This is a genomic window from Chelativorans alearensis, from assembly GCF_010993735.1.
Taxonomy (GTDB): domain Bacteria; phylum Pseudomonadota; class Alphaproteobacteria; order Rhizobiales; family Rhizobiaceae; genus Chelativorans; species Chelativorans alearense.
The window spans coordinates 102,612-116,578 of record NZ_WQNI01000001.1 but is presented as its reverse complement, the minus strand read 5'-3'; the positions used below and the strand labels follow the sequence as shown (position 1 = coordinate 116,578).

Below are 13,967 nucleotides of genomic sequence, written 5' to 3'. Positions count from 1 at the left end.
ATCCGTCTCTACATCCCACAAGGCCCTAGCCCATGTCCAAACTCCTCAAATCCCGCGAACTGCTCCTGGCTGCGGTCATCGCCCTGCTCCTGGCCGTCATAGCCTGGCGCTTCCCCGGCTTTGTGCGGCCGCGCAACCTCGCCAATGTCTTCAACGACACCTCGATCCTCATCATCCTGGCGCTCGGCCAGATGATGGTCATCCTCACCCGCTGCATTGATCTTTCCATGGCGGCGAACCTGGCGCTCACCGGCATGACCGTGGCGATGCTGAACGCGGCGATGCCGGGCATCCCGGTCCCTCTCCTGATCGCGCTCGGCGTCCTCCTCGGTGCGGCCCTCGGCGCCTTCAACGGCATTCTTGTGTGGAAGGTCGAGATCCCGCCCATCGTCGTCACGCTCGGCACGCTCACCATCTTCCGCGGCATCATCTTCGTGATGTCGGGCGGCGCCTGGATCAATGCGCACCAGATGAGCGCAGCCTTCAAGGCGTTCCCGCGCACGCCTCTCCTCGCCCTGCCGGTCCTCTCGTGGGTCGCGCTCTTCGTGGTTGCCCTGATGGCTGTGGTCATCACGCGAACGCCGCTCGGCCGCGCCTTCTACGCCGTCGGCGGCAATCCGACGGCCGCCGTCTATACGGGCATCGACGTCGGCCGCACACGCTTTGCCGCCTTCACCTTCGCCGGCGCGCTGGCAGGGCTTTCAGGCTATCTCTGGGTGTCGCGCTACGCGGTGGCCTATGTCGACATCGCCGGCGGCTTCGAGCTTGACATCATCGCCGCCTGCGTCATCGGCGGCATCTCCATTGCCGGCGGCATCGGCTCGGTAGGCGGCGCGGTGCTCGGCGCGCTGTTCTTCGGCGTCGTCAAGAACGCGCTGCCCGTCATCAACATCTCGCCTTTCTGGCAGCTCGCCATCTCCGGCGGCGCCATCATCCTCGCGGTCGCCTTCAACGCCCGCGCGGAGCGCAGACAAGGCCGGCTCATCCTCAGGAACAGGGAGGCCGCGGCATGAACGCCCCTTCGACAGGCTCAGGGCCACGCGCCATCCCCGACCGGCTGGAAGGCCGGTGGACCTCGCTCTTCAAGAGCTGGGAGACGCTGCTCATCGCCGTCGCTATCGTCGTTTTCGTGGTCAACGCGCTTTCCTCGCCCTACTTCCTCAACGCCTGGAACCTCTCGGACGCCACCTTCAATTTCACCGAGAAGGCGATGATCGCCATGGCCATGGCGCTGCTGATCATCTCGGGCGAGATCGACCTTTCCGTCGCCGCCATCATCGCGCTCGCCTCCACGGCCATGGGCGTGGCGCTGCAATACGGCGCCGGCACGCCGGAGCTGGTGCTCACCGGCCTTCTCGTCGGGCTTCTATGCGGCGCCTTCAACGGCTGGCTCGTCACCGGGCTTGGCCTGCCGTCCATCGTGGTGACCATCGGCACCATGAGCCTCTTCCGTGGCATCGCCTACATCATCCTCGGCGACCAGGCCTTCACCGGCTATCCGCCCAGCTTCGCCTGGTTCGGCCAGGGATATGTGTGGTGGGTGATCTCCTTCGAGCTGGTGCTGTTTGCGGCAATCGCTCTTTTCTTTGGCATCCTGTTGCACTGGACGAGCTTCGGCCGCACGGTCTACGCCATCGGCAACAACCCTGTCGGGGCGCTCTTTTCCGGCGTGCGGGTGGGACGCACCAAGTTCATCCTCTTCCTCATGACCGGGCTGATGTCGGGCATCGCCGCCATCTGCCTCACCGCGCGTCTCGGCTCGACGCGGCCTTCCATCGCCTTCGGCTGGGAGCTCGAGGTGGTGACGATGGTGGTGCTCGGCGGCGTCAGCATCCTGGGCGGCTCGGGCGGTATTCCCGGTGTCGTCATCGCCGCGATCATCATGGGTCTCGTCACCTTCGGCTTCGGGCTTGCCAACGTACCGGGCATCGTCATGTCCATCTTTGTCGGCCTGCTTCTCATCACCGTCATCGGAGCGCCGATGCTGTGGCGGCGGCTCAAGAGGGAGCATTCGGCGTGACGGGTTCCATCCGCCATGTCGCCGTCATCGACATCGGCAAGACCAATGCCAAGCTGGCGCTGGTCGACCTCGAGCGCGGCGCGGAGACCGACCAGCGCCGCACGCCGAACGTGGTGCTGACGGACGGCCCCTACCCCCACTACGATATCGAAGGCCTGTGGTCCTTCATCCTCGAAAGCCTCTCCGCCTTGCGGCGGGAAAGCCCCATCGACGCCGTCTCCGTCACCACCCACGGGGCCACGGCCGCGCTGACCGACGGCCAGGGCGCGCTCGCCCTGCCGGTGCTCGACTACGAGCATGAGGGACCGGAGGAGACCGCCGCCGTATATGATGCCGTCCGTCCGCCCTTCGCCGAGACCGGCTCGCCGCGCCTGCCGGTCGGCCTCAATCTCGGCGCTCAGCTATTCTGGCAGAGACAAGCTTTTCCCGACGCCTTCGCCGACGCGCGGACGATCCTCCCCTACCCGCAATACTGGGCCTGCCGGCTGACCGGCGTGGCCGCAAGCGAGGTCACCTCCCTCGGCTGCCACACGGATCTCTGGTCGCCCTCCACTGGCGACTTCTCCAGCCTCGTCGAGCGCGTGGGCTGGCGGCCGCTCATGCCGCCCATGCGGCCGGCAAGCGCGAAGCTCGGTCCCGTCCTGCAGTCGGTGGCGGAAGCGACCGGCCTCGACCCTTCGACGCCGGTCCTGTGCGGCGTGCACGATTCCAACGCCTCGCTGCTGCCGCATCTCGTTGGCCGCCGCCCGCCCTTCTCCGTCGTCTCGACGGGCACCTGGGTGGTGACCATGGCCATCGGCGGCAAGGAGCCCGACCTCGATCCGCGACGCGACACGCTGGTCAATGTCAACGCCTTCGGCGACCCGGTGCCCTCGGCCCGCTTCATGGGCGGGCGGGAGTTCTCCCTGCTGACCGAAGGCCGGGAGAACTGGACGGAAGAGGACGCCGAGGCCGTCCTGAAGAAACGGCTCTTCCTCCTCCCGTCCGTGCAGCAGGGCTCCGGCCCCTTTCCCGACCGCAAATCCGAGTGGCGCGGCGAAGCCGCCGGCACCGGCGAAAAGCAGGCGGCCGCCTCATTCTACCTGGCACTGATGACGGCAACCTGCCTTGAGCTGGTCGGCGCGGCAGGCGAGACGATTGTCGAAGGCCCCTTCGCCGGCAACACCCTCTTCACGCGCATGCTGGCCGCTGCCACCGCCCGCCCCGTTATCGCCGACCTTACCGGCGCCACCGGCACCAGCATCGGCGCCGCGCTTCTGGCCGCGGAGGCCCATAGGGATCATGAGCCCCAGGCGCAAAAAAGCCGGCCCACCGCCAGTCCGGGTGCCGCGTGGGATGCCTACGCGCGGGCGTGGAAGGCCGAAACCGGCGCAGTATCCAAATAGCAAAAACTTCGATTGCGGACGGCGACGTTGGCAGCACGTACGTGCCGACAGCGCTCGCCTCCCCTTGACGTTGGGCTTGATTAATGTACTAATATATTAGTATAGAGGTTTCTGGATAACGGGGACCGCACCAGGGAGGAATAATATGAACATCGGTCGCATCTTTTGGCCGGCGGCGGTGGCTGCCGTCGTGGCGATGCCGCTCGGCGCTTCTGCCGCCGACTACACACTCAAGCTCGGCTCCGTCCTTGCGCCCACCGACCCGCTGCAGGTGGCGGCCGAGGGCATGAAGAAGGCGGTGGAAGAGCGCTCCGGCGGCAGGCTGGAGATCGAGCTTTATCCGAGCTCCCAGCTGGGCGACACGCAGGACATGATGGACCAGGCGGCGGCCGGCGCCAATGTCGGCACCTTTGTCGAGGCTTCGCGTGTCTCCGTCTTCGTGCCGCAGTTCGACGTCCTGGTGGCGCCTTACGCCTTCGACAGCGTTGAGGAGATCGCCCGTTTCGTGGAGACCGACACCTTCGCGAATTGGAACGACCAGCTGCGCGAAAAGAGCGGCCTGACGCTCCTGTCGTTCAACTGGTACCAGGGGGCGCGGCATCTTCTGACCAAGAAACCCGTCAGCACGCCGGCCGACCTCGACGGCGTGCGCGTACGCACCATCGGCCAGCCTCTATGGGTGGAGACCATCGGCGCGATGGGTGCGGTGCCGACGCCGCTCGCCTGGGCGGAGGTCTATCCCTCCATCCAGACCGGCGCTATCGACGGCGCCGAGGCGCAGCCATCGGCCATCTGGGGCTCCAAGCTGCACGAGGTGGTGAGCGATATCACGCTGACCGGCCACATCCATCTGATGAGCGGGCTCCTTGTCAGCGACGCCTGGCTGCAGTCGCTGCCCGAGGATCTGCGTGCGATCCTCACCGAGGAGGCGAAGACGTGGGGCGCCTCGGCACTGAAGGACAACGTGGAAAGCGCCGACAAGATCTTCGCCGACATCCGCGAGGCCGGGGTCAACGTGACGGAGATCGACACCACACCGTTCAAGGAAGCCGTCAAGCCCGTCTATGAAAAACTCAACCTGACGGAAATGGTGGACGAGGTCCGCGCCGCGCTTGGGGAATGACGCTCTTCCCTCTCCCCTTTGCGAGAGGGTTGTCGCGTGTGGAGTGGGGGTTCTGGCGAAGCCGAACTAAATACCTCATCCACATGCGACAGCCCCTCCCCTCACGGGGAGGGACCCAACCTTGACCGCCCCTCCCACCCACCGCAAAGTCTATCCGGCAGAATGACACAACCCGATCCTGTCCTGCTCCAGTCCGCCGACCGTGAAGGGAGGCTGCCGTTCGCGATGGCGCATCTTCTGACGGCCCTCAGAAAGGTCGAGCTCCTTCTGGCAATCTTCGTCCTTGGCGCCATCGTCGCGGTGGTGTTCGCCGGCACCATCGGCCGCTACGGCGGGCAACCGGTATTGTGGAGCGACGAGGTGGCGCAGGCGCTGTTTCCCTGGCTGGTCTTCCTGGCCGCTGATCTGACGCTGCAGCGCCGCGGTCACTTCCGCATCGATTTTGCCGTGAAGCCTTTGCCGGTCCCGCTGCAAGTCGTCCTGGAGCTGGCCATCAAGCTGGTGCTCCTCGCGCTTCTGGTGCTGCTCGTCCATTTCGGCATCAAACTGGTCGGCATATCGAAGTTCCGGCCGCTGCCGATGACCGGCGTTTCGACCGCCTGGGCGGCGGCGGCGCTGCCGGTCGGCTTCGCCCTGATGCTCATCACCATCGTCGAGCAGACGGTCGCCCTCCTTCGCGGCCAGTCGGGCTGTGACGACGCGGCGCGGGACGTCATGTGATGCTGACCGCCGTCGCGCTCCTCTTCTTCGTCTTCCTCTTCGTCAGCGTTCCGGTCGCCTTCGCGCTGGCGCTGGCGACGATCCCGGTCTTCATGCTTGGCGACTACATGCCGATGACCGTAGCGCTGCAGCGCATGTACGGCGCCACCCAGTCCTACCCGCTGCTCGCTGTCCCTTTCTTCATCCTGGCCGGCAACCTGATGAACAGCACCGGCATCACAGAGCGGCTCCTGCATTTCGCGCGGCTCCTCACCGGCTGGATGACCGGCGGCCTGGCGCAGGTGTCGATCGCCTTGAGCGCCTTGATGGGCGGCATCTCCGGCTCGGCGGTGGCCGACGCGGCAATGGAGGCGCGCCTGCTCGGCGACGCGATGGCGCAGCGCGGCTACCCAAGGGGCTTTTCCGCCTCCGTCATCGCCTTTTCCTCCATCATCACCGCGACCATCCCGCCCTCCATCGGCCTCATTCTGTTCGGCTTCGTGGCGGAGGTCTCGATCGGCCGGCTTTTGCTTGGCGGGGTTGTGCCGGGCCTCCTGATGACGCTCACGCTCCTTTTCACCACGGCGGTCATCGCCCGCAGGAACGGCTATGCGCCGGAGCTTGCCGAAAGGCCGCGCGCGGGCGAGGTCGGACGCGCTTTCCTGAGCTGCTTCTGGGCGCTCGCCTTTCCCGTCTTCCTGCTGGTCGGCTTCCGCTACGGCTTCTTCACGGCAACGGAAGCGGGTGCCATTGTCGTCGTCTACGCACTTATCGTCGGCGTCTTCATGCACCGCGAGCTCACTTTCGCGCGCTTCCTCAAGGCCATGGAGGATTCGGTGTGCGACATCGGCATGGTGATGCTCATCGTCGCCATGGGTGCCGTGCTCGGCCACGCGCTCACCATCGAGCAGGCGCCGCACGCCATCGCCGTTTTCCTCACCGACTTCGCCGGCGAACGTTACCTGACGCTGTTCGTCGTGCTGATCATCGTCTTCCTGGCAGGCACGATCATGGAGGCGACGGTGAACGTGCTCCTGATCACGCCGCTGGTGCTGCCGAGCCTGGTGCTCGCCGGCTTCGACCCGGTGCATGTCGGCGTCCTGATGATCATCCTCGTCACCATGGGCGGCAACACGCCGCCGGTCGGCGTCATCATGTACACGGTCTGCGGCATCCTCAAATGCAGCTTCACCGAGTTCATCCGCTGGTCCTGGCCGTTCTTGGCGGCCATGCTGGCGCTGGTGGCGGTGATGGCGCTCTTCCCGCAGGTGGTGCTGTTCCTCCCCGACGCGGTGATGGGGCCGGCGCGATGATCAGCGCTTCAGCCGAAGCTGTCGGGAAACCGCGCCGCCAGCTCGTCGAGTTTGCTCAGCGTTCCGGAGAGATGGCTGCGCATGGCCACACGCGCCCCTTCGACGTCGCCCGCCTCGACGGCGGCGAGGATGGCGCGGTGGTCGGCGATCACCTGCTGCATCTTTCCCTCGTCGGGCAGATGAAGGTGGAAGCGCCGCACCCGGTCGAGCTGGCCGCTGCGCTCGTCGATCAGGGCGTAGAGACCGAGCTTGTCGGCGGCGGCGAAAAGCTGCCGGTGGAACGCCTTGTCGAGCTTGACGAAATCCTGGAAATCGCCGTTCCGGTCACTGATGGCGACCTGCCGCGCGAAGGCGTCGCGGACGGGGGCGAGCCGGCTCTTGTCCGGGTCTGCGGCAATGAGGGCGATGATCTCCGTCTCCACGGCGGAGCGCAGGAATTGGTCTTCGCGCACACGCCCGGTGTCGATGCGCGTGACGACGGTGCGCGACTGCGGGAAGATCTCGACGAGCCCCTCCTTCTCCAGCCGCAGGATGGCGTCGCGCAGCGGCGTCTGGCTGACGCGATAGAAGTCGGAGAGCTCATTACGCGAGAGAGAGGTGCCCGGCGGCAGTTCCAGCGATATGATACGCTCGCGCAAATGGCCGTAAAGCTGGTCCGCCAGGGGAAGCTTGCGATCGAATGCCCAGTGCTTGGGCGCGGTTTCGGCCCGATTCTCGATGGCGGTATCCATGCTCTATCCCGTATTCCTGCCTCGAACGCCGCCGTAACCGGCCGTACACATTGCCTGTCCGATAGTGATATATTAATACATCACTTTCGGACAGGCGTCCAACACGAACACGCGGCGGGCGGAAATGGGTTGGGCGCCCGCGCCGCTCAAAGCCCTGCAAAGGCCGCTCGGCGGCAACTGGAGGACAGATGACGATCGCAAACAGGCGCTCCCCCGAAGATCTACGCAGCGCGCGCTGGATGGCGCCGGACGACTTCCGCTCCTTCGGTCACCGCTCGCGCACCATGCAGATGGGCTACGGTCCCGAGGACTGGGTGGGCAAGCCCGTCATCGCCGTCGTCAACACATGGTCCGATGCCCAGCCCTGCCACGCCCATTTCAAGCACCGCGTGGACGACATCAAGCGCGGCATCTTCCAGGCGGGCGGCTTCCCGATGGAGCTGCCGGCGCTTTCGCTCAGCGAGAATTTCGTCAAGCCCACCACCATGCTCTACCGCAACATGCTGGCCATGGAGACGGAAGAGCTGCTGCGCTCGCACCCGGTCGACGGCGCGGTGCTGATGGGCGGCTGCGACAAGACCACGCCGGGCCTTGTCATGGGCGCGCTCTCCATGGGACTGCCCTTTATCTACGTGCCGGCGGGGCCGATGCTGCGCGGCAACTACAAGGGCAAGGTGCTGGGCTCCGGCACCGACGGCTTCAAATACTGGGACGAGCGCCGCGCCGGCACCATCACCAAGGAGGAGTGGGTCGGCGTCGAGGCCGGGATCGCCCGCTCCTACGGCCACTGCATGACCATGGGCACCGCCTCCACCATGACGGCGATTGCCGAGGCCCTGGGCCTGACGCTGCCCGGCGCCAGCTCCATTCCCGCCGCCGATTCCAACCACCAGCGCATGTGCGCGGCCGCAGGCCGGCGCATCGTCGACATGGTGTGGGAAGACCTGACGCCCGAAAACATCCTCACCGAGGCCGCGGTGCGCAACGCCGCCACCGTGGCCATGTCCATGGGCTGCTCCACCAACGCCGTCATTCATCTGATCGCCATCGCCCGCCGGGCAGGCCTCGATCTGAGCCTGGAGGACCTGGATGCCATCGGCCACACCACCCCCGTCATCGCCAACGTACGCCCGGCTGGCGAGACCTACCTCATGGAGGATTTCTACTATGCCGGCGGCCTGCGCGCGTTGATGAACAATCTCGGCGACAAGCTCGACCGCGCCGCGCTCACTGTGACGGGCCGGCCGCTTGAGGAGGGACTGGAGGGCGCGGAGGTCTACAACGACGACGTCATCCGCACCATCGACAACCCCGTCTATCACGAGGGTTCGCTGGCCGTGCTCAAGGGCAACCTCGCCCCCGACGGCGCCGTCATCAAGCCCGCCGCCTGCGACCCGAAATTCTACAAGCATTCCGGCCCGGCACTCGTCGCCGACAGCTACGCGGACCTCAAGAAGATCATCGACGACGAAAACCTCGACATCTCACCCGACACCGTCCTGGTGCTGCGCAATGCCGGGCCGCAGGGCGGGCCGGGCATGCCCGAATGGGGCATGATCCCCATGCCCAAGGCGCTTCTGAAAAAAGGCCACCGCGACATGCTGCGCCTCTCCGATGCACGCATGTCCGGCACCTCCTACGGCGCCTGCGTGCTGCACGTGGCACCTGAAGCCTATGTCGGCGGCCCGCTGGCGCTCTTGAAGACCGGCGACATCGTCGAGATCGACGTCCCCAACCGCACGCTCGACATGCGCGTCAGCGATGAGGAACTCGCCGCCCGCCGCAAGGCCTGGACCCCGCCCGCCCCACGCTACGGCCGCGGCTACGGCTGGATGTTCTCCCGCCACATCCAGCAGGCCGACAAGGGTTGCGATTTCGACTTCCTTGGCACCGAGTTCGGCCCCAAGGTGGACGAGCCGGAAATCAATTGAGGGGTGCAAGCAGCATGACCAAGGAACCGCTTTCCGATGCCACCCGAGAGAAGCTGATGCAGGTCTCCGTCGCCACGCTGGCGACGGCCCTCTTCAAGCGCGGCCTGCGCAACCAGGTTATCCAGGACGTGCGCCCGGTGGCGCCCAAGGGGCGAAACATGGTCGGCCCCGCATTCACGCTCCGCTATATGCCCGCCCGCGAGGACCGCAACCGGCTTGAGGAGTTCCGCAACCCCGACCACCCCCAGCGCAAGGCCATCGAAATATGTCCGCCCGGCGCGGTCCTTGTGATGGACAGCCGCAAGGACGCCCGTGCCGCGTCGGCCGGCGACATCCTCATCACGCGGCTGATGGTGCGCGGCGGCGCCGGTGTCGTCACCGACGGCGGCTTTCGCGACGCAGCGGTGATCGGCGAACTCGACATCCCCGCCTACCATACCCGCCCCTCCTCCCCGACGAACCTGACGCTTCACGAAGCCATCGACATCGACGTGCCCATCGGCTGCGGCGATGTCGCCGTCTTCCCCGGCGATATCGTGGTGGGCGACGCGGACAGCGTCATCGTCATACCCGCGAATCTGGCCGACGAAGTGGCGGATGAGGCGGTCGAGATGACGGCTTATGAGGATTTCGTGGCCGAGCAGGTCAAGGCCGGCGCGACGATCATCGGCCTTTATCCGGCGACGAAGGATGAGAACCTCGAAAAGTTCGCCTTATGGCGGAAGGAGAAAGGTCGGTAGATCGCACTGCCCTATCAGTGCGCCTCTTTAGCTGTGGGTCCTCGGCGATCTTCCTCCACTAGATGTTTGCGACTGGATTTTCCGGATCGTTGCGGCAGATTCCAATCGAAGGGAACAGGAGGCTGCCGTGAAGGATGGTCTGGAGGCGAGGCGCGTGCGCATCACCGGCAGGGTGCAGGGCGTGAACTTCCGTGCATGGACCCGCGAGGAAGCCGAGCGGCTGGGGCTGACCGGTTGGGTGCGCAACGAGCCCGACGGCGCGGTGACGGCGCTGATCGTCGGGCGCGGGAGTGCGATCGAAACCATGCTGGAGCGGCTGGCGAAGGGCCCGCCGGCGGCTTCCGTTGCCGACGTCGCGACCGAGAGAGCCGACCCGGGAAAAGCGCCCAACCGGTTCGCGATCGTTTACTGAGCTACTTGTCCCCGCGCCAGTCCGGCAAGAGACCCGCCGCGCCCTTCAGAACGTCCCTTCGCTGTCTGCAGTAGCGGCAACACCGGTCTGAAGATCGTCCAGCGCATACGCGCGGATATAGTCAATCTGCATCTCGGCAGGCACGGCCAAGCCGTCATCGGGCTCGCCGGCGATACCGCCCACCGCGAGGTTGGCCAGCAGGTACATTTCCTTATGCATGTCGGCTGGTGTGGATGTGCGCGCAACCTCGACATCGTCGAAATACCAAACGAGGTCATCCTCGGTCCACAGCACGCCATAGGTATGAAAGCCCGAGGTGTCCGAGACGTTGACCGACGAGAGGATTTCGGTCTGGCTGCCCGTCTGTTTCGTGTGGGCGGTCAGGTCTAGCCTGTTCGGCTCCTGCCCGCGCATCTCCACGACATCGAGTTCGGGCGGCCACGACTGATCCTTCGGCAAAAGCCAGAAAGCCGGCCAGGTGCCATCGTTCTCCGGCATGTCGGCACGCATTTCGAAGTAGCCGTATTTCTGGGCAAAGGACTCGTAGGTCGTCAACAGGCCCGAGGTATACTCATAGTTCTCGATATAGGGGCGGATGTCCTCGGGCGCGCGCTCGGCAGTGATCGTGACAACGCCATTGTCCGTGCTGAACGGGTTGACCGGATTGGTGGGCTCGTAGTCGGGCTGGACGTACCACTGCAACTCTTCATTCTTGTAGAGTGTGCTCCCGTTCTCCCGGCCCCACCAGAAGTTCGTATCCCAGGTGCCGGACTCTCCGTTCCATAGATCCAGCGTGTTGAATTCATCCGAAAAGGTCAGCTGGAAATTCGACCTGTCGAGCTGAAGCTGGAATTGGCTTTCCTCGAACTGGCCGACGTTGGTGTCGGCGAAAACCAGGGTCTCGCCGCCGCCAAGGTCAAGGTGGACGTCATTGCCTGCTTGGGTCATTCCGGCCAGCACCTCCTCGAACGAGGTGATCCCGTAGCCGTTAAGGCGCACCGTGTCCTCGGCCGCAAAGTCGAGGATCAGGTCGCTCCCGTTGCCGGCTTCGATGTTGAATATATCGGCACCCCCGCCGCCTTTGAGAACGTCGTCGCCCTTGCCGCCATCCAGCGTTTGCGAGCGGTCTCCGCCCATGACGATGTTGTCGGCATCGTTGCCGAAGGCATAACGCCCGTTGCCGGTGACTTTCAGGTTCTCGAAATTGTCCGGCAAGGCGTAGCTCATCCAGGTGACGATCGTGTCGACGCCCTCGTCGGAGGCTTCGCTAACGCGGTTGGTCGCCGAATAGAGACGATATATGTCGTCGCCAGCGCCGCCATACATGGTGACGTCGACGCTCGCATCGCCCCACATCGTGTCGTTACCGGCGCTGCCGTAAAGCTCGGGGCCGGCATCCGACGCCGAGTAGTGGTTGACCGAGGCTCCGCTATAGAAAAGCGGGACGCCCTTGGCGTTGAGCACGCTGTTCTCCGGTGCGTCGTCGATCGTGAACTGGCTCTCATCGAGCTGGTCGATGGTGGTGTTCGCGAATACAAGTATCTCGCCCCCGCCGAGGTCGACCCGAACATCGGTGCCCGACTGGACCATCCTCGCCTTGAGGTCGGCGAATGAGGTTATCCCGTATCCTTCGATGCGGACCCTGTCCTCTGCCGTGAAATCGAGGATCAGGTCGCTTCCATTGCCGGCTTTGATAAAAAATTTGTCGGCTCCCGCGCCGCCCTTAAGCACATCGTCGCCCTTGCCGCCGTCGAGGGTCTGGGTCCCGTTCTTGCCCAGAATGATGTTATCGGCATCGTTGCCGGTGGCCTGGCGCCCGTCGCCGGTAACCCTCAGGTTCTCGAAATTGTCCGGCAACGTGTAATCCATCCAGGTGACGATCGTGTCGACGCCTTCGCCCGGCGCTTCGAATGCCCTGTTGGTCGACGAGTACAGGTAGTAGATATCGTCGCCGGCGCCGCCATACATGGTGACATCGACACTGCCGTCGCCCCAGAGGGAGTCATGGCTGTTCGTGCCATATAGCTGCGGCCCGGAGTTCGTTGCCGAAAAGTGGTTGACGGACTTGGTGCTGTAAGGGAGAGGGACACCTCGGGCGTTTAGAATAGTGCTCATCACGAGAATCCTGTACCTGAAATTCGGTGCCTGGCATCCAAGCTAGCATCCAATGTCGTACACGACGACCGGGCCGGCGCTAACGTTATGCGACATAACGTTACAAGCGAGCCGGGCGCTGAATTGGCGGTCCTTCCGTTGAGACCTATTCTTCCCGAAACGCCCGGCTGAAGCTGTCGATCACCGGTTTTGCCAGATACTCGAAAAATGTGCGCTCGCTGGTATTGATGTAGGTCTCGACGGGCATGCCTGGATATATCTGCTCCAGCGTTATCTCCGGGGGCAGCGCGTCAGTCATGCGCAGGCGCGCCGTATAGTAGGCCTGTTCATTGTCCGGGTTGACCAGCCGGTCGGCCGAGAGATAGATCACCGTCGCATCGACGGTCGGCGTCGTGCGGGCATTCAACGCGCTGAACCGCAACCGCGCCTCCTGCCCGATTTTGACGACATCCACGTCCTGGGGGGAGACACGCGCCTCGATCACAAGGTCGGTGGCGGTCGGCAGAAGCTCGAGCAATGGGTCACCTGGCCGGACGACGCTGCCGCGGCTGTTATAGGCCATCTTGACGATAATCCCGTCGCTCGGCGCACGGATCACGACCCGATCGAGGACGGCTTTCGCGGCACGCCGCTGCTCCTGCGCGTCGGCAATTTCAACACGGACATCGTTGAGTTCAGAGACAGCTGCCTCGACGCGCTGGGTCTTCAGCCGGGCGATTTGCTCCTCGGCCTCGGCGATTTGCGTGCGTGAAGTCAAAATGGAGGCCTTGGTCTGGCCAAGCTGGCCCAGCAGATCGGCCTCGCTTCGCAGCAAAGCCGTGTACTCCGACCGGTCCGTCAAGCCCTTGTCCAGCAGCCCCTTTTTCCGTTCCGCCTCGTCCCGGACAATTTCGAGTTGCCGTTCGACCGCAACCTGCTGGGCCGCCATCCCCTCGATTTGGTCCTTCAGCGCGCTTATGCGCTGGTTCAGGATAAACAGTTCCTGGCGATGACGCGCAAGACGCGTATCGAACTCCGTCTTCTGCTCGGCTAAAACACCGTCTTCACCTTCGGAACTCGCCATTTCCTCAAGGCTCTCCGGAAAGATCAAACTATCGGCACCGTCCCACTCGGCCGCCAGCCGCTCGGCACGGGCCATAAGGGCGACAAGCTGCTTCTGAAGGCGATTGTACTGGGCGCGGGCACTGGTCCCGTCGAGCTCGAAAAGGGGCTGGCCGGCATTGACGCGGTCGCCTTCGCGGACGAGGATCTTGTCGATTATCCCGCCTTCCAGATGCTGCACACGCTGGTTCTGCCCGCCCGCCGCAACGACCCCCGGCGCGATAGCCGCCCCTGAAAGCGGAGCAAGCGACGCCCAGGCGCCAAAGCCGAAGACGAAGAGAAGTGTCGAGGCGAGCCCGACGGTCGAGACCAGCCGCGTGCTGGTCTTGACGTTCCTTGCCCAATCAGCCCTGGCCCAATCAGCGTTGTCCTTCATATCCGTTGTCCGTTCGACCTT

The 13,967-nt window shown here is 64.7% G+C and carries 12 protein-coding genes and 1 pseudogene; 9 read left to right on the top strand and 4 right to left on the bottom strand.

Annotated elements, in window-relative coordinates:
- The first annotated feature begins 32 nt into the window (after positions 1 to 32).
- The 6 genes from GPJ75_RS00500 to GPJ75_RS00475 all read left to right on the top strand — a co-directional run bounded on the left by GPJ75_RS00500 (position 33) and on the right by GPJ75_RS00475 (position 6,540).
- Positions 33 to 1,013 (top strand): ABC transporter permease, encoded by a 981-nt coding sequence (locus tag GPJ75_RS00500; protein ID WP_163264004.1) that lies wholly within the window; start codon positions 33 to 35, stop codon positions 1,011 to 1,013.
- Positions 1,010 to 2,020 (top strand): ABC transporter permease, encoded by a 1,011-nt coding sequence (locus GPJ75_RS00495; RefSeq protein ID WP_163264002.1) that lies wholly within the window; start codon positions 1,010 to 1,012, stop codon positions 2,018 to 2,020. Before GPJ75_RS00500 ends, GPJ75_RS00495 begins: the two co-directional genes overlap by 4 nt.
- Positions 2,017 to 3,405: an FGGY-family carbohydrate kinase gene (locus GPJ75_RS00490; protein ID WP_246248851.1), complete on the top strand. Its 1,389-nt coding sequence runs from the start codon at positions 2,017 to 2,019 to the stop codon at positions 3,403 to 3,405. Before GPJ75_RS00495 ends, GPJ75_RS00490 begins: the two co-directional genes overlap by 4 nt.
- Before the next feature lie 145 nt (positions 3,406 to 3,550).
- A complete protein-coding gene (locus tag GPJ75_RS00485) occupies positions 3,551 to 4,528 on the top strand; it encodes a C4-dicarboxylate TRAP transporter substrate-binding protein (RefSeq protein ID WP_163264000.1) in 978 nt (325 codons plus the stop codon).
- A gap of 225 nt (positions 4,529 to 4,753) precedes the next feature.
- Positions 4,754 to 5,248, top strand: coding sequence for a TRAP transporter small permease (locus GPJ75_RS00480; RefSeq protein WP_163263998.1), 495 nt, complete (start codon positions 4,754 to 4,756; stop codon positions 5,246 to 5,248).
- Positions 5,248 to 6,540, top strand: coding sequence for a TRAP transporter large permease (locus tag GPJ75_RS00475; RefSeq protein ID WP_163263995.1), 1,293 nt, complete (start codon positions 5,248 to 5,250; stop codon positions 6,538 to 6,540). Before GPJ75_RS00480 ends, GPJ75_RS00475 begins: the two co-directional genes overlap by 1 nt.
- Positions 6,541 to 6,548: 8 nt before the next feature.
- Here GPJ75_RS00475 and GPJ75_RS00470 read toward each other — a convergent pair whose 3' ends face one another.
- Positions 6,549 to 7,271, bottom strand: a complete 723-nt coding sequence (locus tag GPJ75_RS00470) for a GntR family transcriptional regulator (protein ID WP_163263993.1) — start codon at positions 7,269 to 7,271, stop codon at positions 6,549 to 6,551.
- A 188-nt stretch (positions 7,272 to 7,459) separates the two neighbouring features.
- Here GPJ75_RS00470 and araD point away from each other — a divergent pair, with 188 nt between their 5' ends.
- From araD to GPJ75_RS00455, 3 genes are all read left to right on the top strand, one after another.
- Positions 7,460 to 9,202 carry an L-arabinonate dehydratase gene (araD, locus tag GPJ75_RS00465; RefSeq protein WP_425483098.1) on the top strand — a complete coding sequence of 581 codons (1,743 nt, stop codon included), beginning with the start codon at positions 7,460 to 7,462 and terminating at the stop codon, positions 9,200 to 9,202.
- A gap of 14 nt (positions 9,203 to 9,216) precedes the next feature.
- Positions 9,217 to 9,942, top strand: a complete 726-nt coding sequence (locus GPJ75_RS00460; RefSeq protein ID WP_163263991.1) for a ribonuclease activity regulator RraA — start codon at positions 9,217 to 9,219, stop codon at positions 9,940 to 9,942.
- A 127-nt stretch (positions 9,943 to 10,069) separates the two neighbouring features.
- Positions 10,070 to 10,354 carry an acylphosphatase gene (locus GPJ75_RS00455; RefSeq protein ID WP_163263989.1) on the top strand — a complete coding sequence of 95 codons (285 nt, stop codon included), beginning with the start codon at positions 10,070 to 10,072 and terminating at the stop codon, positions 10,352 to 10,354.
- A gap of 45 nt (positions 10,355 to 10,399) precedes the next feature.
- Here GPJ75_RS00455 and eglC read toward each other — a convergent pair whose 3' ends face one another.
- From eglC to GPJ75_RS00445, 3 genes and pseudogenes are all read right to left on the bottom strand, one after another.
- Positions 10,400 to 11,842 carry an endo-1,3-1,4-beta-glycanase EglC gene (eglC, locus tag GPJ75_RS00450; RefSeq protein WP_246248882.1) on the bottom strand — a complete coding sequence of 481 codons (1,443 nt, stop codon included), beginning with the start codon at positions 11,840 to 11,842 and terminating at the stop codon, positions 10,400 to 10,402.
- Positions 11,840 to 12,472 (bottom strand): annotated as a pseudogene (locus GPJ75_RS27270) (1,3-1,4-beta-glycanase); the annotation flags it as partial. The pseudogene GPJ75_RS27270 and the gene eglC, both read right to left, overlap by 3 nt.
- A gap of 142 nt (positions 12,473 to 12,614) precedes the next feature.
- Complete coding sequence (locus GPJ75_RS00445) at positions 12,615 to 13,946, bottom strand: HlyD family type I secretion periplasmic adaptor subunit (protein WP_163263987.1); 1,332 nt, start codon at positions 13,944 to 13,946, stop codon at positions 12,615 to 12,617.
- Positions 13,947 to 13,967: the final 21 nt, after the last annotated feature.

What these genes read in the sequence shown, in the direction of transcription:
- GPJ75_RS00480 (WP_163263998.1), top strand. Translation starts at nt 4,754, where the DNA reads ATGGCGCATCTTCTGACGGCCCTCAGAAAGGTCGAGCTCCTTCTGGCA.
- araD (WP_425483098.1), top strand. Translation starts at nt 7,460, where the DNA reads ATGACGATCGCAAACAGGCGCTCCCCCGAAGATCTACGCAGCGCGCGC.
- GPJ75_RS00495 (WP_163264002.1), top strand. Translation starts at nt 1,010, where the DNA reads ATGAACGCCCCTTCGACAGGCTCAGGGCCACGCGCCATCCCCGACCGG.
- GPJ75_RS00475 (WP_163263995.1), top strand. Translation starts at nt 5,248, where the DNA reads ATGCTGACCGCCGTCGCGCTCCTCTTCTTCGTCTTCCTCTTCGTCAGC.
- GPJ75_RS00445 (WP_163263987.1), bottom strand. Translation starts at nt 13,946, where the DNA reads ATGAAGGACAACGCTGATTGGGCCAGGGCTGATTGGGCAAGGAACGTC.
- GPJ75_RS00470 (WP_163263993.1), bottom strand. Translation starts at nt 7,271, where the DNA reads ATGGATACCGCCATCGAGAATCGGGCCGAAACCGCGCCCAAGCACTGG.
- GPJ75_RS00485 (WP_163264000.1), top strand. Translation starts at nt 3,551, where the DNA reads ATGAACATCGGTCGCATCTTTTGGCCGGCGGCGGTGGCTGCCGTCGTG.
- GPJ75_RS00500 (WP_163264004.1), top strand. Translation starts at nt 33, where the DNA reads ATGTCCAAACTCCTCAAATCCCGCGAACTGCTCCTGGCTGCGGTCATC.
- GPJ75_RS00460 (WP_163263991.1), top strand. Translation starts at nt 9,217, where the DNA reads ATGACCAAGGAACCGCTTTCCGATGCCACCCGAGAGAAGCTGATGCAG.